The following is a 25,294-nucleotide window of genomic DNA, read 5'->3' as shown; positions in this document are numbered from 1 at the left end:
GTATTTTTTTCTTGAGAAAACAATAAGGCAGGCATTATTATTAGATATAGAAAAAAGAGTATTCTCATTTGATAGCTTTAAATTGAAATTATATTCGACAAAATTAGTCAAGCAAAGGTAAAAGATAAAAACGTATAAAAAAACAAATCAGTATGATTGGGAAGTTTTTATCACAATAAAATAAAAATAGAAAAACCCCCAATCAAGAAAATGATTGAGGGTTTTAAAAAAATCAAAATATTTATTTTCTTACCATCCAGTATTTTGTTGGATACCTAAGTTAGTATTCATTTCTAATTGTGGTATTGGCCACAAGAATTTGAAATCAGCTCCTGGAACAGCAGCTACAGGACGTGTAACTGTATACGCAGCTGTTAAATCGAAAGCAGCAACAGCAGGTACAGCATTAGCAACTTTTGAAGGAATTCCATCAATTGGAGCTAAATCATCACCTTGCAATCTGTGGATATCAGACCATCTGCGTCCTTCTTGTAAAAACTCAATTCTTCTTTCTTTAAGAATTAATTTTACCAAATCCGCTTGAGTAGTATAAGATGCAGTAGTGTATGTCTGAGCAGCTTTATTCGCTAAAGATCTATCTCTAACAGAATTTAACAATGTTAAAGCAGTTGTCAAGTTTGGAGTAGCTAAACGTGCCTGAGCTTCAGCCATGTTTAATACTACTTCAGCATATCTGATAACTGGAGCCGGGTCAGTCATGTTAGTAACATCATAATACTTGTTAGTATATTTAATTCCAGATGCTGTATAAATGAATTTTCCGTCTTCTCTACGTTTATCATCAGTTAACCACTGAGAATCTCTCCAAAGAATTGGACTAATACAAACTAAAGCTCTGTTTTTCAAAACACTTGCTAAAGCAGCATTAACCTGAGGGTTCATTGTAGCTGTATGTACAATAGAGAAAATAGATTCAGTATTAGCAATATTACTAGCAAAAGGAGTATATGGATCTGCTGTTAATGTATAACGTCCATTTAATTTTGTTCCTTCAGCAATTACGTTAGCCCAGTCTCTTTTTTGAAGATATACTCTAGTCTTGAAAGCGATTGCTGCAGCTTTTGAAGCTCTTCCAATAGCACCATTAGTAGTAGCATTACCAGCACCATTAGTAGCAATTAATTTTTCAGCATCATCTAAATCTGCTAAAACTTTTGTATAACATTCAGCAACAGTATTTCTTGCTTTATTGTCTTCTGAAGCTAATTCACCAGCTGTATTAACACCAACTTCTCTATAAATTACTCCAGGGTGAGTAGCACCAGCAGTAAAGTTATATGGTCTTGCAAAATAATTAAGTAATTCAAAATGTGTGATTGCTCTTAAAAATTTAGCTTGTCCAATATAATCATTTGCAACAGCTTGTGTAATAACACCTTTTGCTACAGCACCTTGAGCACCTTCAATCATAAGGTTACATCTGTTGATTAATTTGTATCCATCGATCCAATAAAAAACGTTGTTAGCTGTTGTTGCATCATAAGTTGCAGTATAAGTCAATTGGTAAAAAGTTGCCATGTTAACAACATCTTCTCCTCTTGCTTCTCCTTGTTCAACAAACGCAGCACCCCATACATATCCTCTACCACCATTTGTAGTTGTTGAGTTATACATACCTATAGCAGCTGCATTATAAACACCCGACATATAAGATGCAATTAGTGAAGGTGTAGAAAAAGCTTGCGCGTCAGAAATATTGTTTACTGGCTCTAAATCCAATAGTTTTTCTTCTGTACATGAGCTCATCCCGAGTACAACTACAGAAAGTAGAATTGTTTTAAATATATTTTTCATATGTTTTTATTATAAACTTACATTTATACCCATTGAGATCACTTTAGAACGTGGAGTTCCGTTTACATCAACTCCAGACGTTTCCATTTCAGGATTGATACCTTTATAGTCTGAAATTAACCAGATATTTTGTCCTTGAACAAAAAGTCTAAAGTTATCAACTCCAATTTTCTCCATAACAGATTTAGGTAATGTATAACCTAAACTAATGTTGTCAAGAGAGATAAAATCACCTTTTTCAACGAAACGTGTACTAGCACTTCCTGAAAGGTTAGTAAATGTATTTGAACTTGCAATTAATCTAGGTGTCCATCCGTCACCAGGATTGTCAATACTTTGCCATCTTCCTAAAATCTCAGTTCCATTGTTGTTAAAGTTTTGGTTCATTAACTCTCTTCTTGTAGAGTTGAAGATTTTATTTCCTCCACTAAATCTGAACATAAAACCAAAATCAAGATTTTTGTATTTCATACTAGATGAAACTGATCCAAAGTATGTTGGTAATGTATTACCTAAGATCGTTTTATCAGCAGTAACTAAAGAAGACTGGCTAGCAGCATTCATAGCAGCTCCTGGATTAGCAGGATCATATGTATAGTATAATGAGTTATTAAGATTTCCTTGTACTAATGTACCATTTGCTTTATAATAAACTGGGTTACCATTTGCTTTGTTAACACCATAGTATCTGAAACCGTATAAAGAGTTGATTGATTCACCCTGTCTGATAATAATATTTGGAGCAATATTTGTATCTGTAGAAGAACCTCCCACGATATCTTGTCCGTCAACTAAACCAGTTACAACGTTTTTAGATAATGTTACGTTAGATGAAACATCCCATGTAAAGTTTGCATTGTTGATTGCTTTAAACGACACAGCAAACTCATATCCTTGGTTGTACATTTTACCAATGTTAGTATTGATAATTCCACCATTTGCACCTGGAAGACCAAGAGAAGGATCTACTGGAGCCGCTAAAACGATTCCATCGATATTATTTTTGTAATAATCAAATTGTAAAGTTAAACGGTTGTCTAAGAAACCGAAATCAGCACCAAAGTCAACTTTATTACTAGTTTCCCATTGTAATAAATTGTTACCATATTGAGAATATCCAATACCGTTTAAACCACCGTAAGGAGAACCAACAGTAAGACCTTTAGAAGGGTAAGCAGTTCCGCCTAATACATCAACGTTACCAACTTCTGAGTAAGAACCTCTGAATTTCAAATCAGAAACTACTTTACTGATTCCTTCCATAAAGTTTTCTTTAGAAACAGTCCAACCTGCAGAAACTCCAGGGAAGTTATGCCATCTAACATCTTTCTCATATTGAGAAATTCCGTCACGTCTGATAGATCCTTGAACAAAGTATTTTTCTTTATAGTTATAAGTCACACGACCTAAGTAAGAAATAATTCCTTTTTCAGTAACACTACCACCAGCATCTTTAGTATTAAATGTATTGTTTACTAAGTTTTTATCAAAGTAATCACTTAACAAATCACTTCCTTGACCCCAGAAATATTTACTTCTAGATTTTTGGTATTCAGCAACACCAGTTACTCCTAAGTTATGATCTTCAGCAAAAGTATGTTTGTAATTCAAAATATTTTGCCAGTTCCATCTTAAAAGGTTTGTATTATCTTGTAAAAGGATACCGTTTGATCCACGTCCATCACCGTGAACTGGGTTCCAGTATTGAAGACCATCTGTCATTGCGTTATCAGCACTTACTTGTAATTTATAACTTAAATCAGAAGTAATTTTTGCATTAGCAAAAGTACTGAATATAAATCTTGTTGTGCTTGATTGATATTTATTGTGATCAAGAACATATAAGATATTAGTGATATTATCTCCTACAGGAGCTAAGTTATCCCACTGACCAACAGTTGCATTGTTAGAAGAAAGGTTGTAACCTGTCGGATCTAAAGCATCGTAAATTGGTGTATTTGGTAATTGTCTGATTGTGTTAAAGATATTTCCAGACAAACCACTTGCATTACTGTTTAATCCATTGATTTCAGTTCTGCTCACATTTAAGTTAGTTCCAAAACTTAACCATTTGTTAATTTCTTGGTCAATGTTAGCTCTAACAGTATACTTTTTCATGTCATTAGATAAGTTGATACCATCTAAATCTGAATAACCCAAAGATAAATAATATTTAGTTTTATCAGAACCTCCACTAAAGTTAAGGTTATGCGTCATTTGAGGAGCATTTCTCAAAACTGCAGATTGCCAGTCAGTATTGAATGTACTACCAACAGCCCATGGAGTTTGTCCTGCATTTGTTCTTTTCTCGTTAGAAATCGTTAAGAAATCTGGAGTTTGAAGCAAATCATAAGTTTTTGCTGCACTAGCAACACCTAAAACACTTGAGTAATTTACTTTTAAAGTACCTTTTTTACCGCTTTTAGTAGTAATCAAAACTACACCATTTGCAGCTCTAGAACCATAAATAGCTGTTGCAGCACCATCTTTTAATACGTCAAAAGATTCGATATCTTCTGGATTAATATCTGCTAAACCATTTGTAGAAGTAAGACCTCCAATATCACCAGAGTAAATTGGAATACCATCTACAACGATTAATGGCTCAGTTACACCAGAAATAGTAGAAATACCTCTAATTCTAATTTTTGGAGCAGCTCCAATAAGTCCTGTGTTAGTTAAAACTTGAACTCCAGTTGCTCTACCTGCTAAAACACCTTCGAAAGATGGAGTTACTAAGTTAGCGATGTCTTTTCCAGCAATTTTAGAAATAGAACCCGTAACTTCTTTTCTTTTCTGAACACCGTAACCTACTACTACTACTTCATTCATTAATTGTGCCTCAGACTCCAGCTCCACATTAACTGTGTTTGAAGTTCCAACAGTTACAGTTTTGTTATTCATACCTACATATGAAAAAACTAAAACATCTCCTGTTTTCGCTTTTACAGAATAACTTCCGTCAAAATCTGTCTGAGTGCTTACTTTTGTTCCCTTAACAAGAACATTTACTCCTGGAATAACACCTGTTTTATCAGATACCTTTCCAGTAACAGTTCTCTCTTGAGCGAAAGAAAACTGCATAGATAACGCTACAAGGAGCGTAAAAATCCATTTAAATTTTAATTTCATTTTAATTTATTTTGAATTAGTATGCGACAAACATCTTAATTATTTCTTAAAATAACAAACTATTTCAATTTAAATTTCCTTTCGATTATTAACAAAAGCGTAATACATTCCCCCAAAATATAACTATTTTGAAGTTTAAATACTATTTTTCTTTCAAAAAAAATAAAAAATGCAGTATTTTCAATAGTAAAATGTTAATAAATTTTAACATTTAAGAAAATCAAATAGTTAAACTCATAAAAAACACCAATATCTTTTATTAAGTTCGTTAATTTGATTGTTTTTTTTGAACTTTTGATAAAAACAAGCACTAAATCGCGAAAAACATCGATTTTTTTTAAGTTTTTTAAATAATAGTCGCTCAAAAGTTCAAAAAAAATAGTGTATCTATCTAAATTATTAAGATAAAGTGTAAAAAACATGCAATTTAGAAGCAAAAAAAGAAGCCTAAGCCACTAAAAAACACGCTTTTTTATAACACAATCATCGAATTTCAGACATCATTTTACCTATTCGCAGAAATTTTTATAATCTTTGCTCTATAAAAAGCTTAAAAAATGCTCGAAAAAAATTTCTCAGGATTTATTTTAGAAACTGGAACCGATGAAGCAGGGCGAGGATGTCTTGCAGGACCAGTAACTGCCGCAGCAATAATTCTGCCTCAAGATTTTGAAAATCAAATCTTAAACGACAGTAAACAGCTGTCTGAAAAAACTAGGGCGCTTTTAAAACCAATTATTGAACAACAAGCAGTATGTTTTGCAGTTACACATTTATTTCCAGATGAGATTGACGAAATAAATATCCTGAATGCGTCAATGAAAGGAATGCAGGAATGCATTTTAAAATTAAAACATGTTCCTGAATATATTATTGTAGATGGAAACCGTTCTCTAAATGCAAAACTCGGAATTAAAAGCACTTTTGGGAAACAATTTTCGCCAGATGAAATTGAATTACTAAAATCAATTCCAAATCAAAGCATCATTAAGGGTGATGCTAAATATTTAAGTATAGCAGCAGCTTCTGTTTTAGCAAAAACATACCGCGATGAATATATGGATCAAATTCATGAAGAATTTCCAATGTACAATTGGAAACAAAACAAAGGTTATCCAACCAAAGAGCATCGTGAGGCAATAAAAAAATACGGAACCACAAAATATCACCGAATGAGTTTCAGACTTTTGCCGGACCAGCTGGAACTTAATTTTTTTGGTGACTAATTTCATTGAAGCAATTTTAGAAACAGTAAAAAATCAAAAAAATAAGCCGTCTCAAAATATTGAGACGGCTTATTTATAATCAACAATTTAATTTTTCAGACTTTAGTTTGCCCAACCGATATTTTGACCTAATCCAGGATTAGTATTTAATTCAATTTGTGGTATTGGCCACAAGAATCTATAGTCAGAACCGGGAATAGCGGCAACAGCAGTAGAAACAACAAAACCGTTTCCTAATACAAATGCGTCTTTTGATGGTGGAGCTCCACTTGCATATTTTGCAGGAATTCCGTCAGTAGCCACCGCAGCTATAGGATCACCTTGTAATCTGTGGATATCAGTCCATCTGCGTCCTTCCTGTAAAAACTCAATTCTTCTTTCTTTTAGAATTGCTGCAACCATGTCAGCGTTTGTAGTAAAAGAAGCCGATGTATAAGATTGAGTAGCTTTATTCGCCAAAGCTCTATCTCTTACAGAATTCAATAAAGTTAAAGCAGCAGGCAAGTTAGACAGTCTAGCTTCGGCTTCAGCCATATTCAATACCACTTCAGCATATCTAATAACCGGCGCAGCATCACTCTGACTAGTAATATCAGTATATTTGTTAGTATATTTAATACCAGAAGCAGTGTAAATAAACTTTCCTTCTTCTCTTCGTTTGTCATCTGCCAGCCATTGTGGATCTCTCCAAAGAATTGGGCTAATGCAAACTAAAGCTCTGTTTCTCAAAATACTTGGCAAAGATCCATTTACACCAGGATTAGCTGTAGCGGAATGCTGGATAGAGAAGATAGACTCTGTATTGGGAGGAGCAATAGCAGTAGTACCCACAAAAGGTGCATAAGGATCAGCGGTTAGTGCAAATGCGCCTTTTAGCTTATTTCCTTCAGCAATAACATTTGCCCAATCTCTTTTTTGAAGATAAAGCCTGGTTTTAAAAGCAATTGCAGCCCATTTCGAAGCTCGTCCTACAACCCTTCCTGAAATTGCAGTTCCATTACCTGTAGTTATTAACGTTTCCGCATCATTTAAATCAGCAAGAATTTTAGCATAACATTCTGCAACAGTATTTCTTGGTTTTGACACTTCTGAAGTAATTTCACCTGCGGTATTAATACCCACTTCTCTGTAAGGAATACCAGGATGAGTGGCACCAGCAGTAAAATTATATGGTCTTGCAAAATAAGTAAGCAGCTCCAAATGAGTGATCGCTCGTAAAAATTTAGCCTGCCCAATATAATCGTCTCCAACAGTTTTTGCAATAATCCCTTTAGCAACAGCATCTGTTACGCCTTCAATCATAAGATTACATCTGTTAATCAGCCTATAACCATCAACCCAGTAGTAAACATTATTAGCTGTAGTAGGATCATAAGTCGCCTTATAGGTCAATTCATAAAAAGTAGCCATATTTACTACATCCTCTCCTCTAGCCTCTCCTTGTTCTACGAAAGCCGCTCCCCAAACGTAACCTCTACCTCCATTTGGACTTGTTGGTATAGCGTTATACTGACCAACTGCAGCTGCGTTGTAGACACCAGTCATATAAGAAGCTATCAATGTTGGTGTTGTAAAGGCATCTTTATCTGAAATATTATTTATTGGATTTAAATCCAGTATTTTTTCTTCTGTACATGAGTTCATCCCCAGCACAACTGCAAAAAGCAGCATTATTTTCATTATATTTTTCATATGTCTTTTATTATAAACTTACATTTAACCCTACTGATATCACTTTAGAACGAGGTGTACCATTAATATCTACTCCAAATGTTTCCATTTCAGGATTTAGACCTTTATATTTAGAAATCAGCCAAATGTTTTGTCCCTGAACAAAAAATCTAAAATTATCTACTCCTATTTTATCCATTAGCATTTTAGGCAGTGTATAACCTAAACTGACATTGTCAAGTGATATAAAATCACCTTTCTCAACAAAACGTGTACTGGCACTTCCCGAAAGATTAGTAAATGTATTTGAACTTGCATATAATCTTGGTGTCCATCCGTCACCAGGATTGTCGATGCTCTGCCATCTTCCTAAAATTTCTGTTGTATTATTATTTAAGTTTTGGTTCATCAATTCTCTTCTTGTAGCGTTGAAAATTTTATTTCCTCCACTAAATCTGAACATGAAACCTAAATCAAGATTTTTATATTTCATGTTAGAAGAAAATGACCCGTAGTATTTTGGCAAAGTATTTCCTAAAATCGTTTTATCTGCACTACTTAAAGAGGATGCTGTTTCTTTAGTTATAGCCGCTGCTGGATTAGCTGGATCAAATTTATAATATGTTGAATTGCTAAGATTTCCCTGCACTAAACTTCCATCAGCTTTATAGTAAACTGGGTTACCATTTGCTTTGTTAACACCCCAGTATTTAAAGCCATATAAAGAATTGATCGATTCACCTTCTTTAATAATAATATTAGGAGCAATATTTGTATCTGTAGAAGAACCTCCCACAATAGCTTGCCCATTATACAAAGCTGTAACAACGTTTTTAGTAAGTGTCAGGTTTGAAGAAACATCCCATGTGAAATTTGCATTATTAATTGCTTTAAAACTAGCAGCAAATTCATATCCTTCGTTGTACATTTTACCAACGTTCTGATTGATTGTGTTATTAGGAATTCCTAGAGATGGAGCAACTGGAGCTGCCAAAACTATTCCATTAATGTCATTTTTATAATAATCAAATGCCAAAGTCAAACGGTTATTTAAGAAACCGAAATCAGCGCCAAAGTCAATTTTATCACTAGTCTCCCATTGTAATAGATTATTCCCAAATTGATAATAACCAATACCTGTCGAAGCCGCATAAGGAGAACCAATAGTAAGTCCTTTTGAAGGATAAGATGCTCCATTTAAAATCTCAACGTTACCAACTTCAGAATAAGAACCTCTTAACTTAAAATCAGAAACTACTTTACTGATTCCTTCCATGAAATTTTCTTTAGAAACAGTCCAACCTGCAGAAACACCAGGGAAGTTATGATATCTAACGTCTTTTTCAAATTGTGAAATTCCATCACGTCTAAGAGATCCCTGAATAAAATACTTCTCCTTATAATTGTATGTAAAACGGCCTAAGTAGGATATAATTCCTTTTTCAGTTACACTACCGCCAGTATCTTTAGTATTAAAAGTATTTGTTACTAAATTTTTATCGAAGAAATCACTTAAAAGATCTTGTCCTGAACCCCATAATACTTTGGTTCTAGATTTTTGATATTCGGCAACGCCAGTAATACCAATATTATGATTTTCAGCAAAAGTATGTTTGTAGTTCAAAATATTTTGCCAGTTCCATCTCAACTGATTTGTATTGTCTTGATATACATATCCATTATATCCACGTCCGTCTCCATGAACCGGATTCCAGTATTGAAAACCATCTGTTGAAGCATTATCTCCGCTCACTTGCAATTTATAACTCAAATCAGAAGTGATTTTTGCATTTGCAAAAGCACTGGCAATTATTCTTGTTGTTGTTGATTTATATTTATTATGATCAAGAACATAAATAATATTGGTAATATTATCTCCTACAGGAGCCAAGTTGTCCCATTGTCCAACCGCCGCTCCATTTGGCGAAATGTTATAACCTGTCGGATTAGCTGCATCATAAATTGGTGTATTAGGCAATTGTCTGATTGTATTAAAGAAGTTCCCTGAAAGACCAGATGTACTGCTGTTCACACCGTCATACTCCGTTCTGTTTACGTTTAGATTGGTACCAATACTTAACCACTTATTGACATCCTGATCAATATTAGCACGAACTGAATATTTTTTCATGCTATTTGATTTATTTATACCATCTAAATCAGTAACCCCTAATGATAAGTAATACTTAGTTTTATCAGAACCTCCACTAAAATTAAGATTGTGTGTCATTTGAGGCGCATTTCTTAAAACTGCTCCTTGCCAGTCTGTATTGAATGCATTGCCAGCAGCCCATGGAGTTTGTCCTGCATTTGTTCTTTTCTCATTAGAGATAGTTAAAAAATCAGGCGTTCCTAATACATCATATTTTTTAGCAGCACTAGCAACACCAAAAACACTTGAGTAATTTACTTTCAAAGTACCTTTTTTACCGCTTTTAGTAGTAATCAAGATTACGCCATTCGCGGCTCTAGAACCATAAATAGCTGTTGCAGCACCATCTTTTAACACATCAAAAGATTCGATATCTTCTGGATTAATATCAGCTAAACCGTTTGTAGCTGATACACCTCCAATATCACCAGAAAAAATTGGAATACCGTCAACAACAATAAGCGGATCTGTGACTCCAGATATAGAAGCCACACCTCTAATCCTAATTTTTGGAGCCGCTCCGAGAAGTCCTGTATTAGTAACAACCTGAACTCCTGTAGCTCTACCTGCTAAAATACCTTCGACAGAAGGAGTAATTAAGTTAGAAATGTCTTTTCCAGAAATTTTAGAAATAGAACCTGTAACTTCCTTTTTTTTCTGTACACCATATCCCACAACAACAACTTCATCCATTAATTGTGCTTCAGAATCTAACGTCACATTTAATTTATTTGATGAAGTAACCGTTACACTTTTGCTATTCATACCAACGTATGAAAAGACTAAAATGTCTCCTGTTTTTGCTTTGATTGAGTAACCTCCATCAAAATCTGTCTGGGTACTTGCTTTAGTCCCTTTTACAAGAACATTTACTCCTGGAATTACACCCGTTTTATCTGATACGTTCCCCGAAATAGTTCTCTCCTGCCCAAAAGATAACTGCATGAAAAATAGCAGTACCCATGTTAAAATAAAGGTAAATTTTAATCTCATATTAAATGATTTGCGTTAATAATTCCACAAAAATGAAATTATTTTCTTACAATACAAATTTAAACATGTTAAAATTAAATATTTTTCCTACTTTATTCTTGTTTAAATTATTTATTTATCTTACAAATACATTCAATCAAAACATTTTCAAGTCTATGGAAACGTAAAATTCATTTTTCTCATAAATATAAAAGGAGGCTTATCAAAAAATGACAAGCCTCCTTTTATATTAATTCCTTCGTAAAAGGTAAAATCTATCTTTATTATTTCTTGCTTTTCAAGAATTCAGCGAATTGTTTTGTATCATAATAAAATGGTCTTACTGCTGTAATTTTTCCATCTTTCAAATCAAAATGTTCAGAAATCGGCATTGATAGCGTCTTGCCTGATTTTTTTGATTTGCAATTTATGGTGAAATAAATAATCACTTCATTTTTTGAGGCATCGCTTAAATAAACTGGTTCTTTCTCAATCTGCAATTCAAAAAATTCACTTGATTTTGCGAACATTTTTGTCCATTCTGTAAAGCCTACAAAAGTTCCTCCATATGGCAATCCTGTCGCTTGAGTGTAAACAGCTCCATCTTCAATTAAAGTAGCCATAGTATCAAAATCCCTTGTTTTAAAAAGACATTCATAATACTTTGCAACCACTTTAAAATTATCAGATTCAAGATTTTTCAGAACATCTGCTTCAGATAAAGTTACTCCAGTATCCCAAAAACCAATAATTTTGCTCACCTGTCCTTTTCCATTTAATCTGGCAAAATCTCTCCCACCCATTACAAGCTTATTTTTAGAATCCAGAATTTTCCATTCCCACGTAACGTAGTTGTCTTTTACAATTTTTTCTCCTGAAGTTAAAACCGCATCAGGTACTTTTTTATAAAACTCATTGATCACATTATTCAAAGCCACAGCGCCTTTAATAGAGGCCGAAGGATCTTCAAAAGTACTGTCGTCAAGCCAAATTGATTTAATCAATTTCAGTCGTGCATCACTATTTTTTTCCTGCCAGGCTTTTTCGTAAATCGTAACGGGATATAATTTATCTTTCTTTTGAGCAAAAAGACCATTTAGCATAAATAGCAAACATACAAAGTAGATTTTTCTCATAAGTTGTCAGATTAGATTTCGTTAATAGCTTATATTTAAAGTATATAACCAAATTTACCATAAAAACATTAGAAAAACCACGATATTCCTGTAATTTACCATCAATTGAAAATCTAGGCTCTGAACCGGCCATTTTTAGATTTTTTTCAATTATTCTTTTGAAAAATAAATTTCTATTGAAAAACAGAAACTTCATCAATCCGTTTAAGAGCATTTTTAAGCTCATTTTCCCATTCTAAAACACTTTCTGCCGAAGCTCTGTCTGCCTTGTCAAAATAAAAATGCTTTTTGACTTTTAATCCACAATACCTGAAAATTCCGGTATCTGAAGTTAATTCCAAAGCTTTGTCCATTCCCATTGCCTCATATTCAGCATTCGATTTTCCGTGAGAATTTACAATAATCGCTTGTTTTCCTGTCAGCAGACCTTTTTGAACACCCTGATCGTATCGATACGCAAATCCATAACTAAAAACACGGTCAATATAACCTTTCATAATAGCCGGCATTCCTGTCCACCAAATTGGGTAAACAAAAATAATCTGATTTGCCCACGAAATAAAGTCCTGTTCTGTTTTGACATCTTCAGCAACTTGCCCCATTCTTTGACCCTGCATATCCTGCAATGAAAGAACCGGATTAAAATTGATTTCATTTAAATCGCGAAAAACAATTTCCTGCCCTGATTTTTCTAAAGATTCTACAATTGTGTTTTTGAAAAAATGGTTTAAACTCGCTTCGTTTGGATGTGCGTAAATAATTAAATTTTTCATGTTTTCTTGTTTTTAAGATTGAACATGACAAATGTATAACGCAGGTTTTAGCAGTAATTGTAAGAAAACGAAATCGGCTTTATTGAGGTTTTGAACTGCAGATATCGCTTTGAAATTTGAGAAACTTTGTTGGAGAAATATTCATATAATATTTAAAGTCGTGAATAAGCTGGCTTTGATCATAATAACCGCATTCGTCAACAATCGTTAACCAATCTGTTTTAGACTCGTTTACTATGTTTTTCTGAATTTGATTTACAGCTTTTAAAAATCTTTCATATCGATTGGCTTCTTTAATCGAATATCCAAAAATCTTTTTTTGGTTCAACTGAATATTTCTTTCGGTTTGGTTTATCTGTGAAGCAATCGCTTTTATCGGATTTAAATTCTCGTTCTGAAAATCATTCAAAAGCGTAGTAATTGTATTTTGTTCCCGCAAATAAGGCTTACAGAAATCTAAAATATAAGCTACACGCTCCTCATTATCAGGAATTTTCTGAAGCTCTTCCCATAAAAAGGCAAAACAGTTTTCATGAATTAAATCATCTGGATGAATGGGCAGTGAATCAAAAAGGGCATTGCCAAAGAATCTGTAAAAAGCATTTTCTTTAAAATTGGCAACTAAAATCTGTGAACCTGGCTCTAAAGTATAATCAAAAGCCTGCTTTATTGGTCCTAGAACAATGCATTTTTCTACTTCTAAAAAAGTATTCTGCTGTGATTTTAAAAATGATTTTGTTCCGAAGTTAAAAACCATAATGGTTTGAAAACTTGGCAATAATGTTTTGGTTATTGCGATTTCCGTTTTATTTTCGGCAAAATAGAAGTGTGAAAAAACAGTTTCAAATGCTGAAGGAACTGCAATTCTATAATTGTTATTTTCTTCAGCATTTTTCATACTATAATTTATTTTTGAAGCTAATTTTTACACCAATTCTGCTTCAAACAATTCTGCTAAGTGTTTTTGGATTTTGGCTTTTACTTCTTCTTCATCAACCTTTTCCACTCCAAGTTCGACTTGCAAAGAAGTAACGCTCTTACCGCGAATTCCACACGGAATTATGTTATCAAAATACCCTAAATCGACATTTACATTTAAAGCGAATCCATGCATGGTTACCCAGCGAGAAGCACGAACGCCCATTGCGCAAATTTTTCGCGCAAACGGAGTGCCGACACCAAGCCAAACTCCAGTTTCGCCCTCGCTTCTGCCCGATTCTAAACCGTATTCTGCTAATGTCAGAATGATCGCTTCTTCCAGAAAACGCAAGTATTTATGAATATCGGTAAAGAAATTTTCTAAATCCAGAATTGGATAACCCACAATTTGTCCGGGTCCGTGATACGTAATATCACCGCCGCGGTTGATTTTATAAAAAGTCGCTCCTTTAGCTTCGAGCTGTTTTTCGTTTAATAATAAGTTTTCCAGATCACCGCTTTTTCCCAAAGTATAAACATGCGGATGCTCAACAAAAATTAAATAATTTGGAGTTGGCAAGTCTAGTTCTTCTCTTCTGTTTTTGATTTTTAGATCGACAATATCCTTGAAAAGTTCTTCTTGATATTCCCAAGTCGATTTGTAATCTCTGTTTCCCAGATCCTGAAGTTGAATTTTTTTATTCATTTTAATTATTTTTCAAACTCAACATCAAAGTTTAGTTTGTCCGGATTCTCCATATAATCCGTGAAAGAATATTGAATTGTAATTGATTTTCTATCGTCGCTGAATAAAGCGCTCGGGTTCGAAACTTTTTTGATTTTTTTCGGGAAATGATATTTGACGATATAATTTGACGATGCAAAAATCATTTTAGACATATCAGCAGAAGTATCATTGAGTTTTTCTGTTAACTTTTGCTGATCTATAGTTGCTTTTCTTGTAAATTTCTTTCCGTCATAAGTATAGTTCAACTTACTGTTGTTGTTTCCAAAACCGCTTCCAAGAGGACTTGCTGCTGTACTGCCTTCTAACTTTTGAAGCGTACTGGCTGTCTGCAAAATATCCTGAAGTTCATTTACACTTTTAAAATCAGTTGCCAGAGTCATTAAAAACTGTTTTTTCTCGGCACTCATTTTTGTGGTAACGACAAAATTCTCCAGTTTTTTAAGTTCTTTTTGCACTTCTGGCGATAATTTTGCGATGCTGTCTTTTTTCTCTGCAAGCAATTGCTTGAAGGTAAAAGTCGAATCAATATCTTTTTTGGCATCGGCTCCTACTTGGCTTCCAATTTGGTCACCAGCCATCTGCATTAAAGAGGATCCGTCCATGTCTACAGAAAACTTTCCTGATCCGTTATCGTTTATTGTAATATTTTCTGTGAATGTACAGCTAGTTAATACTACTAACAGAAAAGAAAAACTAAGCAGTTTATATAATTTTACCATAATCTAATTTTTTATCAAAGATACGAAGTCTTTTTTTAGATTCTAAGATACTAAGGTTCTAAGATGCTAAGACAAATTTATTGAAAGTCTTTTTGCTCCAAAACTACTTCTAAATTTGTCATTTCAGGATTTTGATAACAATCTGAAATCTGGAATTCTACGGTTAATGATTTTTTATCTGAACTGAGAATCGCTTTTTCATTTGAAACCGATTTTATTCTTTTTGGAAAATAATATTTCAGTGTATAGGATTGTACTATTTTATACTTTGAATATATTCTTTCCCTGTCTTCCATTTCTTTTTTGTCTTTTTCAAATTTTTCTTGGTTGGTTATGGTAAAAACTCTTTTGAAAACTGTGCCATCAAAAGAGTATTTTATTCTATAGCTTCTTCTATTGATCGGATAATTTTCTTTTAGTGAATTTGCTAATATGAGGCTTTCATAAACATCTGGTATTGCATCTATTTTTTTAAAATCAAGCGATACTCGATTAAAATTTTCCATTTGAATGGGGTCAGTTTTGATATGCATTTTTACATTTGCGTGTTCCGTAAATAATGCTTGATCCACTTTATTGAACCTTACAAAAGTATCGTGGTACTTGGTAATATAATCTTGAAACGTAAAAATTGTATCTCTAAATTTCTCATATTGAACATTTTGCCTTCCTAACTGCGCGAAGCTGTTTTCATCGCGAAGATTATAATATTCGATAGTTCCGCTTCCATCTGAATTGAGATTGATGGTTTCTGTAATTTGACAACTTGAAAGTAGAATTAAAAAAAGAAAGGCTTGTAGTTTTTTCATTTTTTTTTAAAGGTTCTGAGTTTCTAAGTAGCTAAGATACTAAGTTTTTAAAATAATTTCTTACATGATTTTTCATACGCTTTTTTGTCATCCTGAGGAACGAAGGATCACAAAAGAAACTCCGCAAACTAAATCGACAATCTTTGTCGATCAACTGGTGGGATCCTTCGTTCCTCAGGATGACAAAAAAAACACCGCAACTCATAGGTCTTTTGAAAACAAAAACCTCTCATCTAGCCCCGATAGAAGCGGTATCTCCCGATTTAGAAAAACAAGGCTTTTTAGCCGTAGTTTTTCTAAATCGGGAATATAGCGGATAGTGGGACAAAAGGTTCTTGAAATGCCTTAAATTTCTGCTTCAAAAAACCTTAACACTTTGAGTGGAAACTTGAAACAAAAATTTTATCTTTGCACTCTTAAAAAAAAGCACAAAATGGCATTATCAGAACAAGAAATCATCAGAAGAGAAAAACTTCAAAACTTACGCAACTTAGGAATCAATCCTTATCCGGCTAATCTTTTTCCTGTAAATCATACTTCTAAGCAAATTAAGGAGTCGTTTGAAGAAGGTAAGAAGGTGATCGTTGCGGGGCGTTTGATGAGTGTTCGTGATCAGGGTAAAGCGTGTTTTGCTGAATTGCAGGACAGCGAAGGACGTATTCAATTGTACGTGAATCGCGATGTTTTGTGTGAAGGCGATGATAAAACTTTGTACAATCAGGTTTTTAAAAAATTAACCGATTTAGGAGATTTTATTGGAATTGAAGGTGAATTGTTTACGACTCAGGTTGGTGCAAAATGTATTCGTGTGAGCGGATTTACTTTTTTGAGCAAAACTTTACGTCCGTTACCTTTACCGAAAGTGGATGAAGAAGGAAATGTACACGATGCGTTTAATGATGCTGAATTGCGTTACAGAATGCGTTATGTAGATTTAACTGTAAATCCACAAGTTAAAGAAACTTTCATCAAACGTACCAAGTTGTTTACTGCAATGCGTGGTTATTTTAACGATGCTGGATACCTTGAAGTTGATACTCCGGTTTTGCAATCGATTCCTGGTGGTGCTTCGGCGAGACCATTTATTACGCACCATAATTCGCTTGATATTCCGCTTTACATGCGTATTGCGAATGAATTGTATTTGAAAAGATTAATTGTTGGTGGATTTGAAGGTGTTTATGAGTTCTCGAGAAACTTCCGTAACGAAGGAATGGACAGAACGCATAATCCTGAATTTACTGCAATGGAAATATATGTAGCTTATAAAGACTACAACTGGATGATGGAATTTGCAGAAGGTTTATTGGAACATTGTGCAATTGCTGTAAATGGTACAAGCGAAGTTACTTTTGGAGAACACCAAATTAACTTTAAAGCGCCTTACGCTCGTGTTACGATGACAGATTCTATCAAACATTTTACTGGTTTTGATATTTCTGGAAAAACAGAAGAAGAATTGTTCGAAGCTGCAAGAGGAATGGGAATTGAAGTGGACAAAACAATGGGTAAAGGAAAATTGATTGATGAAATTTTTGGAGCAAAATGTGAAGGAAATTACATTCAGCCTACTTTCATTACAGATTATCCGAAAGAAATGTCGCCTCTTTGTAAAGAACACCGCGATAATCCAGACTTAACAGAGCGTTTTGAATTAATGGTTTGTGGTAAAGAAATTGCAAATGCTTATTCTGAATTAAATGACCCAATTGATCAAAGAGAGCGTTTTGAAGATCAAATGCGTTTGGCGGCAAAAGGTGATGATGAAGCAAACGGAATTATCGACGAAGATTTCTTAAGAGCTCTTGAATACGGTATGCCTCCTACTTCTGGAATGGGAATTGGAATGGATCGTTTGATTATGTATTTGACAAATAATGCTTCTATTCAAGAAGTTTTATTGTTCCCGCAAATGCGTCCGGAGAAAAAACTAGCTCAGCTTGAATTGTCTGATGAAGAAAAAGTAATTATTACTTTATTAAAAGCAAACGAAAATAAAATGGAATTAGGACAGCTAAAAGTTACTTCTGCTTTAAGCGGTAAAAAATGGGATGTTTCTATGAAAAATCTATCAAAACATGGCTTGACTAAAGTTGCCGTTGACGGTGAGTTTAAATTTGTTGAATTGGTGGAGTAAATTTTTAAAATTCCAATTTTGGAAATTATAAATTCCAAAATTAACTGATATTCAAACCCGACAGGTCTTCAAAAACCTGTCGGGTTTTTTATTTGGATTTAATATCTAGAAATATTTAGGTCAAAAAATTAAGACCAGAATTAAACCTCGTAACTAAACAATTGAAAAACAACAATTTAACATTTAATAAATTATTTTAAAGCAAAATACATTTGTAAATACTGATATAATGCAACCAAATAAAATAATATTGGGTTAATATTGACCCTACAATTGGTTCAATTTTTGCACTTTTTTTAGCAAACAAATTACTACATTTGAAAAAAATTAGGCTTTATTTAAAGTCTAATTTTTTTTTATCCAAATCCATTTAACTAACATTTTTCAACCAAAACTATAAATGAAAATTAGAAAAATAGAACCTAACGAAGATCTAGCTGCAGCAACAAACAAGAAAAAAACAAATCGTTACAAATTCGCCATAATTGGTATTATATTGCTCTCCGCAGCAGGCTTTTTTGGATTTAAGTATTTTAAAACTGAAACTAAAACTGTCTGTTTAGGTACAGACACCAAAATTTATGATACTTACAAAGACGCGGTTGTGCTTGTAAAACATAAATATGGCTATTTTGCTAAAATTAATGGGAAAGAATTCCAACTTAATGTTGAGGATGCCAAGGAAGAAACTATTTATGGAACTGGATTTTTTGTAGATGCAAACGGAAGCATGTTAACGAATAAACATGTTTTACAACCTTGGAATTCATCGGATGAAGAGACTGAAAAAGTTAATACTACTATAAGCAATCTAAGAATGAAGGTTGCTTCTATCCTTACTAAAGATGTTTCTGAAGATCAGTACGAAAGTTTTATTGACAGCAACTGGTCACATGCTTCAGTGTCGTATGACGAAGGTGAGGGAGAAGGAGATTATGAAGAATCAGACGAAGAAACTAGTGAGCCAGCCGGTGAAGAATTTGTAAGTTCTAATGAAACACCAGCAGATACAGCACAGGCATCAACTGATATTGCCGCATCTATTCCAGTAAAAGACTATGTTTCTATAGATGAAATCGAAGTATATGTAAAAACCATTAATATTGAAGTAGCTCTTCATAATTCTGATAATGAGTGGCTTACTTGTGAAATTAAAAAAGTATCAGAAGACACCAATATTGATTTAGGCATTTTACAGCTTGCTGATCAGCAAACTCCAGCAAGTGTTACCAATGTAATCAATCTTGATAATGCAGTTGACGATGATAAATCATTAGCCCCAGGCCAAAAAGCAATAATGGTGGGCTATCCGTTGGGAATGGATTTGGCACAAACAAATTCAGGGATAAAAGTCCAGCTTTATAATGGCCAAATAAGTAAAGAATCCGACGGCAATACAATTCAATATAGTATAACTTCTACGCATGGTGCTAGTGGCGCACCCGTTTTTAATGAATGCGGTCAACTGATTGCGGTTAATTTCAGTGGAGTCGATCAAGTTCAGGGGATCAATTTTGGAATTGTAGCAAAGCATGTTCACGCTCTATAATTTGAAAAAATCCCAAAAATAAAGACTCTCAAAACTAATCGGGCTTTCACATTTCTAATCAAATAAAAAATCACACTTATTAATTATGAATAAAATTTTTAATATATGTGCGCTATTGTTCTTTAGTGCCGTTTTTTCACAGATTCCAACTCTGGATGTTGCAAATCAGAAAAAAAATACAGTAATCTTACAAGAAGTAAAAATTGAAACCCAAATTTTAGGAAATCTAGCTTCAACAACAGCAACTTATATATTCTACAATCCTGGCGACAGAATTTTAGAAGGAAACCTTACCATTCCGTTACCTGAAGGAGTAAGTGTTAGCGGCTATGCTTTAGATATTAACGGAAGCTTTAGAGATGCAGTTCCTGTTCCAAAAGAACGAGCTAAAGAAGTATTTGAAAGTATTGAAAAAAGAAATATCGATCCCGGTATTATTGAAAAAGTAGCCGGAAATAATTTTAGAACCAGAATCTATCCAATTACGGCTCGAGGGAGCAGAATGATTAAGATTACATACAATCAGGAATTAAAAAATTCTGCTACGGATTATCTGTATTTTTTAAGTTTTGCCAACGCAGTCAATATCCCAAAGTTTAATCTTAAAGTATTGGTTAATGAAAGTCTGACAACTCCTAAAATTACCGAAAATCCAGATGGAAGTTTTGCTTTTCAGAAACAAGGAAGTCAATGGATTGCTGAGATTAATAAAGCGAATTTTACGCCAAATGAAAGTCTTAAAATAACGATTCCAAAAGTAAACGAGTCATCAAATGTGCTGCTTCAAAAAGCTTCTGATGATAAATTTTATTTTGCAGCAAGTGTTTCGATGAATTTCCCTGTAAAAGAGAAAACAAAATCTCAAAAAATTGCGATTATTTGGGACAATTCATTCAGCGGATCAAAGAGAGACCATCAAAAAGAGCTGGACTTTCTAAATGCTTATTTTTTAGAGAACAAGAATATTACGGTATCTTTTGTTCTTTTAAATAATATTCTAGAAAAAACAGAAGAATTTACTGTTTCTGGAGGAAACTGGAGCGCATTAAAAGACAGAATTCTTAATTTGAAATACGATGGTGGAACCGACTTTGGTGCTTTAAAAGAAATCCCGCAAATAGACGAATATCTTTTATTTTCTGACGGAATTTCAAATTTTGGAGATTTAACTTTAAAATTCAAAAAACCGCTCAACAGCATAGCAAGTACGCCGACTTCTGATTTTAATCTGCTTAAACTTTTAGCGTCACAATCAGGAGGAAATTTCATCAATCTTAATGAATTAGATACTCAATCTGCTCTAAAAACATATAACAGGCTTCCTATTCTATTTTTAGGCTTTAAAGAAACTAATACGATTCAGGAGTTGTTTCCAAATGTTGGAACTGCAGTAAATGAGCCTGTGAATATATTTGGAATTGCATCTGCGAATTTGGGCAAACTTACAGCTGTTTTTTCAGTAGCGAATAAGAAATATGAAATACCAGTAGATTTTAATGCCGCTGTACAAGCAGATAAATGGCCAATTGCACAATTCTGGGCACAACGAAAAATTAATGAGCTTGAACTTAATTCAACTCAAAACAGTGATGAAATCAGAAATCTGAGCGAACAGTTTGGAGTGGTAAGTAAAAATACCAGTCTTATCGTATTGGACGATGTCGATGATTATGTGCGTTTTGGCATCACTCCTCCACAGGAATTATTATCAGAATACAACAAAATCGTTTCGCAAAACAAAAGACAAGTTTTAGAACAAAGAAAAAATCTTCTATCCAAAGCTTTTGATAAAACACGTGAACTGACAACTTGGTGGAATAGCGAATTTAAACCTTCAGAGAAAAAACAGTATCCTACAGTTTCTAAGCAGTCACTAAAATCGGGACAAGAAAGTGTCAGTTCTCGCAATGGTGATTCAGATGCTGTATACGCTGAAGAAAGCAACTCCATTGCCGATAAAAAATCCACAGGTAAAATAACTTTGGTAGAGGTAGAAAGCAATCAAGAATACATGAAAGATTTTCAAGCTTTACAATCTCCTGAATTGATTTACCAGAAATATCTTGAAAACCGTCCTAAATATGAAAAACAGGTAACGTACTATTTTGATGTTTCTAAACTGTTATTCAAAAAAGGAGACAAGGTACTTTCTCTAAAGGTTTTAAGCACATTGGCAGAACTTGATTTGGAAAATGAAGAGTTGTATAAAACGATATCTTATTTGTTGAAACAAAGAGGTAATTATGATAAAGAATTGTGGATTACCCAAAAGATTCTAGAATGGAGACCGTTTGATCCTCAAAGTCACAGAGATTATGCGTTGGCTTTGGTAGACAATAAAAAACCTCAAGAAGCTCTTAATATCTATAAATCTATGCTTTATCAAGAATATACCGATGAGATTTCTGTTAGAGATACCGGTATTGAAGAGATTTTGATTATGGAAATCAATAATATTTTGATCCAAAACAAAACTGTTGATGCAAGCAAAATAGATGATCGTCTAAAAGCAAATCTGCCGGTTGACATCCGTATTGTCATTAACTGGAATAAAGACAATACAGATATTGATCTTTGGGTTACAGATCCAAGAGGAGAAGATTGCTCCTACTCACATAGATCTACGGAAATTGGAGGAAGATTAAGCAACGATTTTACTCAAGGTTTTGGTCCTGAACAATTTTTGCTAAAGAAAGCCATAAAAGGGAAATATAAAATTAAAACCAATTTTTTTGGTGAGAGACAGAATATTCTTTCTGGGCCAACGACTGTGATGGCAGAAGTTTACCTGTACTATTCTGATGGAAGACAAGAACGCAAAATTGCTGTTTTCCAGAGTCAGAAAGAAAACAAACGTGAAAATGACAGCAAAATTCTGATTGGAGAATTTGAGTTTTAGAAAGTTTTAAAATCCCAATTTTGGAAATTCCAAATTCCAAATTCCAAAATCTAAATTCCAAAATTTAATTAATATTCAATCCGACAGATTTTAAAACCTGTCGGTTTTTTTATTGAAATTCGTAAATAAATGATGGATCAAAAAAGATCAAATTAGAAACCATAGAATTTAAATACTTTAAGAATGCTTTACGTTATAATAGTTCTTATAATCTTGATATTTGTTTGTTATGAAATTTACTTCGAAAGAGTTATTTTAAAAAAAATGGCTTCAAAAAGAAGACAAAAAATTTTCGAATTGCTAGAAAATAAATATGAAGGATTAAAAGAAAATGATCTAGGTTTCTTCGAATATTCTGTAAACAATAAAAATATATTATTTGAATACATTTTAGCAGGAGACAGAAACAAGTCAAATGTTTTAAAAGTATATTTAGATATCTCAATAATCGAAGAGGACATTAAAAAATTATGCAAAATTCATTTTTACTGTAAAAACATTGACAATCGAGATTGGGTAGAAATGCCTGTAGAAGTGTTCTTTGACACATTAAAAAATTTAGCAAAATATTCTAGCAACACTGTTTCTAAAATAATTTTTGAAACCGAAAGTTATATTGGAGAAAAAAGAGCAGAACGAAATAAAAAATAAACTATAAGATATGAAAATTTCAAAAATTTATCAGTTTGAACAACATGAATTAGACATGCTTAAAGACAGTGAAGAAGATATAAAACACGGAAGAGTCATTTCTCAAGAAGATTTAGATAAAGAAGATCTTGAATGGCTTTCTGAAATATGATATTCAAACCCGACAGGTTTTATCCCGAGGCTTCGGGACTGTCGGGTTTTGTATTTTAAAACGAATACTTCTCAAATTTTTTATCTGTAATATCCAAAACCTTTGCGCTTTCTTTTGGCCTTACACCTTTCCAAATTTCCTGAACAGACGGATTTGAGGGATATTTTCCGTTTTTCATTTTTATTAGATGAAATTCATTTCCGCTTTGTATGATTAAATCAGAGAAATTTTCTGTTGATGAAGTGGCTATAAGAATTGGAAATTCAGTTACTGAAAAACGGTTTATTAAGCTTCCATCATTATTTAAAATATAACCTGAACAGCCTCCGCTTCCGCAGAAATAAGAATTTGAAAACCCAACAAAATATTCGTTTTTACTGTCGTTATTTAAATCAAAAGCTTGGTAATAAAAAAATCTATCTGCTTTTGTCATCGCCGGCAGATCTTTCTCCAGCAGAATATTTAACTGCGTTCTAATCAATTCAACTGCTTTATCATCTCTTGGCGGTGCATCATTTAAATTTGCTGTTCCTCCAACCGTTTTTGATAAAGTATCCTGAATAATAGTTTTAACAATGTTACTTGATTCGTTTTTGTTTTGGCAGGAATAAAATGCCAGAATCCCGATTAAAATTAGAATTTTACTTTTCATAATCTGATATTTTAAAATCTACATTTTACTTTACAAGTACTTAAATTACGAAAAATATTCGACAATTTAAACCAGCAGTGCTGCTTTGTTTTCAATATCATTTTGCGTCAATAATGACTTTATATTATTGAAAGTCACTAAGGCAATCTGCGTTAAAGCTTCATTGGTAAAAAACGCCTGATGCGCGGTTACCAGCACATTCGGAAAACTCATTAAACGCTGAATTGCGTCGTCCTGAATTATATCTGCAGATAAATCTCTGAAAAAAAGCTTTTCTTCCTGTTCGTAAACATCAATTCCTAGATAACCGATTTTTCCTTCCTTCAAACCTTCAATAACAGACGAAGTTTCAATTAAACCGCCACGGCTGGTATTGATGATCATAACGCTTTCTTTCATCAAAGCAATAGAATCATCGTTGATTACATGTTTTGTCTGGTCGTTTAGCGGACAATGAAGCGAGATAATATCACTCCATTTAAATATCTCCTCTAAACTAACAAAAGAAACACCATCTTTAATCATTTCAACATTTTCAACAATATCATAAGCCAATACTTTACAGCCAAAACCTAAAGCAATTTTAGCAAAAGCTTTCCCTATATTTCCGGTTCCAATAATTCCAATTGTTTTTCCGAATAAATCAAAACCTAATAATCCATTTAACGAGAAATTCTGTTCGCGGACTCTGTTATAGGCTTTATGCGTTTTTCTGTTTAAAGTTAAAATCATTGCCATTGCGTGTTCAGCAACTGCCTGAGGTGAATAAGCCGGAACTCGGCAAACTTTTATATCGTATTTTTTTGCAGCTTCTAGATCGACATTATTAAAACCTGCACATCTCAAAGCAATAATTTTTACATTTTTTTCGGCCAATTGCTTAATTACCGATTCGTTTACAATATCATTTACAAAAACACATACAATACTCGCGTTTTCAATTAAAGCAACAGTTTGAAGATTCAATGGCGTTTCATAATAATCCAATTCAAAACCAAAATCACTGTTGTATTTGTTGAAAAAAGATTTATCGTACGGCTGTGTCGAAAAAAAGGCAATTTTATTATGTAATGCAGTATTTGAACTCATATCAATTGTGTTGTAGATCCCTATATGTGTTGATACTTTAAAAATAAGCAATTATTTCGATACTATTACTCTTCTTGTTAACGTTTTAATGAATT

At 33.3% G+C, this 25,294-nt stretch carries 18 protein-coding genes; 6 read left to right on the top strand and 12 right to left on the bottom strand.

The annotated features are described in order from the left end of the window. Positions 1-249: 249 nt before the first annotated feature. Together GKZ88_RS12860 and GKZ88_RS12855 are read right to left on the bottom strand one after the other, a co-directional pair. Positions 250-1,815, bottom strand: a complete 1,566-nt coding sequence (locus GKZ88_RS12860) for a RagB/SusD family nutrient uptake outer membrane protein (protein ID WP_155102771.1) — start codon at positions 1,813-1,815, stop codon at positions 250-252. 9 nt (positions 1,816-1,824) lie between these two features. Beyond that, the gene (locus tag GKZ88_RS12855; RefSeq protein ID WP_155102770.1) at positions 1,825-4,947 is read right to left on the bottom strand and encodes a TonB-dependent receptor; all 3,123 of its coding nucleotides are present in this window, start codon (positions 4,945-4,947) and stop codon (positions 1,825-1,827) included. Positions 4,948-5,504: 557 nt separating this feature from the next. Between GKZ88_RS12855 and GKZ88_RS12850 the strand changes: the two genes are divergently transcribed. Beyond that, a complete protein-coding gene (locus GKZ88_RS12850; protein ID WP_155102769.1) occupies positions 5,505-6,173 on the top strand; it encodes a ribonuclease HII in 669 nt (222 codons plus the stop codon). A gap of 102 nt (positions 6,174-6,275) precedes the next feature. Here the strand turns inward: GKZ88_RS12850 and GKZ88_RS12845 are convergent, their stop codons facing one another. The 8 genes from GKZ88_RS12845 to GKZ88_RS12810 form a co-directional block, all read right to left on the bottom strand. Beyond that, positions 6,276-7,865 (bottom strand): RagB/SusD family nutrient uptake outer membrane protein, encoded by a 1,590-nt coding sequence (locus GKZ88_RS12845; RefSeq protein ID WP_155102768.1) that lies wholly within the window; start codon positions 7,863-7,865, stop codon positions 6,276-6,278. A 10-nt stretch (positions 7,866-7,875) separates the two neighbouring features. Next, entirely contained in the window at positions 7,876-10,989 is a 3,114-nt protein-coding gene (locus GKZ88_RS12840) for a TonB-dependent receptor (RefSeq protein WP_155102767.1), read from the bottom strand. A gap of 263 nt (positions 10,990-11,252) precedes the next feature. After that, positions 11,253-12,104, bottom strand: a complete 852-nt coding sequence (locus tag GKZ88_RS12835) for a nuclear transport factor 2 family protein (RefSeq protein WP_155102766.1) — start codon at positions 12,102-12,104, stop codon at positions 11,253-11,255. 173 nt (positions 12,105-12,277) lie between these two features. Continuing rightward, on the bottom strand, positions 12,278-12,877 hold the full coding sequence (locus GKZ88_RS12830) for an NAD(P)H-dependent oxidoreductase (RefSeq protein WP_155102765.1): 600 nt from the start codon (positions 12,875-12,877) through the stop codon (positions 12,278-12,280). Between the two features lie 79 nt (positions 12,878-12,956). Then, positions 12,957-13,775 (bottom strand): AraC family transcriptional regulator, encoded by an 819-nt coding sequence (locus GKZ88_RS12825; RefSeq protein ID WP_155102764.1) that lies wholly within the window; start codon positions 13,773-13,775, stop codon positions 12,957-12,959. A 27-nt stretch (positions 13,776-13,802) separates the two neighbouring features. Further along, a complete protein-coding gene (gene lipB / locus GKZ88_RS12820) occupies positions 13,803-14,501 on the bottom strand; it encodes a lipoyl(octanoyl) transferase LipB (RefSeq protein ID WP_155102763.1) in 699 nt (232 codons plus the stop codon). A 5-nt stretch (positions 14,502-14,506) separates the two neighbouring features. After that, positions 14,507-15,262 carry a hypothetical protein gene (locus tag GKZ88_RS12815; protein WP_155102762.1) on the bottom strand — a complete coding sequence of 252 codons (756 nt, stop codon included), beginning with the start codon at positions 15,260-15,262 and terminating at the stop codon, positions 14,507-14,509. A 77-nt stretch (positions 15,263-15,339) separates the two neighbouring features. Continuing rightward, entirely contained in the window at positions 15,340-16,071 is a 732-nt protein-coding gene (locus tag GKZ88_RS12810) for a hypothetical protein (protein WP_155102761.1), read from the bottom strand. A 433-nt stretch (positions 16,072-16,504) separates the two neighbouring features. On the opposite strand from GKZ88_RS12810, the gene lysS reads away from it, so the two are divergent. From lysS to GKZ88_RS12785, 5 genes are all read left to right on the top strand, one after another. Beyond that, positions 16,505-18,208 (top strand): lysine--tRNA ligase, encoded by a 1,704-nt coding sequence (lysS, locus tag GKZ88_RS12805; protein ID WP_155102760.1) that lies wholly within the window; start codon positions 16,505-16,507, stop codon positions 18,206-18,208. A gap of 496 nt (positions 18,209-18,704) precedes the next feature. Then, complete coding sequence (locus GKZ88_RS12800) at positions 18,705-19,757, top strand: serine protease (RefSeq protein ID WP_196216478.1); 1,053 nt, start codon at positions 18,705-18,707, stop codon at positions 19,755-19,757. 85 nt (positions 19,758-19,842) lie between these two features. Continuing rightward, positions 19,843-22,656, top strand: a complete 2,814-nt coding sequence (locus GKZ88_RS12795; RefSeq protein ID WP_155102758.1) for a VIT domain-containing protein — start codon at positions 19,843-19,845, stop codon at positions 22,654-22,656. Positions 22,657-22,920: 264 nt separating this feature from the next. Then, positions 22,921-23,307, top strand: coding sequence for a hypothetical protein (locus GKZ88_RS12790; RefSeq protein ID WP_155102757.1), 387 nt, complete (start codon positions 22,921-22,923; stop codon positions 23,305-23,307). A 10-nt stretch (positions 23,308-23,317) separates the two neighbouring features. Continuing rightward, positions 23,318-23,458 (top strand): hypothetical protein, encoded by a 141-nt coding sequence (locus GKZ88_RS12785; protein ID WP_155102756.1) that lies wholly within the window; start codon positions 23,318-23,320, stop codon positions 23,456-23,458. Between the two features lie 55 nt (positions 23,459-23,513). Here the strand turns inward: GKZ88_RS12785 and GKZ88_RS12780 are convergent, their stop codons facing one another. Then, the gene (locus GKZ88_RS12780) at positions 23,514-24,110 is read right to left on the bottom strand and encodes a hypothetical protein (protein ID WP_155102755.1); all 597 of its coding nucleotides are present in this window, start codon (positions 24,108-24,110) and stop codon (positions 23,514-23,516) included. 66 nt (positions 24,111-24,176) lie between these two features. Beyond that, on the bottom strand, positions 24,177-25,199 hold the full coding sequence (locus GKZ88_RS12775) for a 2-hydroxyacid dehydrogenase (RefSeq protein ID WP_155102754.1): 1,023 nt from the start codon (positions 25,197-25,199) through the stop codon (positions 24,177-24,179). Positions 25,200-25,294 lie beyond the last annotated feature (95 nt).

The organism is Flavobacterium sp. LC2016-01, assembly GCF_009711135.1.
GTDB lineage: Bacteria > Bacteroidota > Bacteroidia > Flavobacteriales > Flavobacteriaceae > Flavobacterium.
Note: the sequence above shows the minus strand (reverse complement) of the source record. Positions and strands in the feature narration are given on the sequence as shown.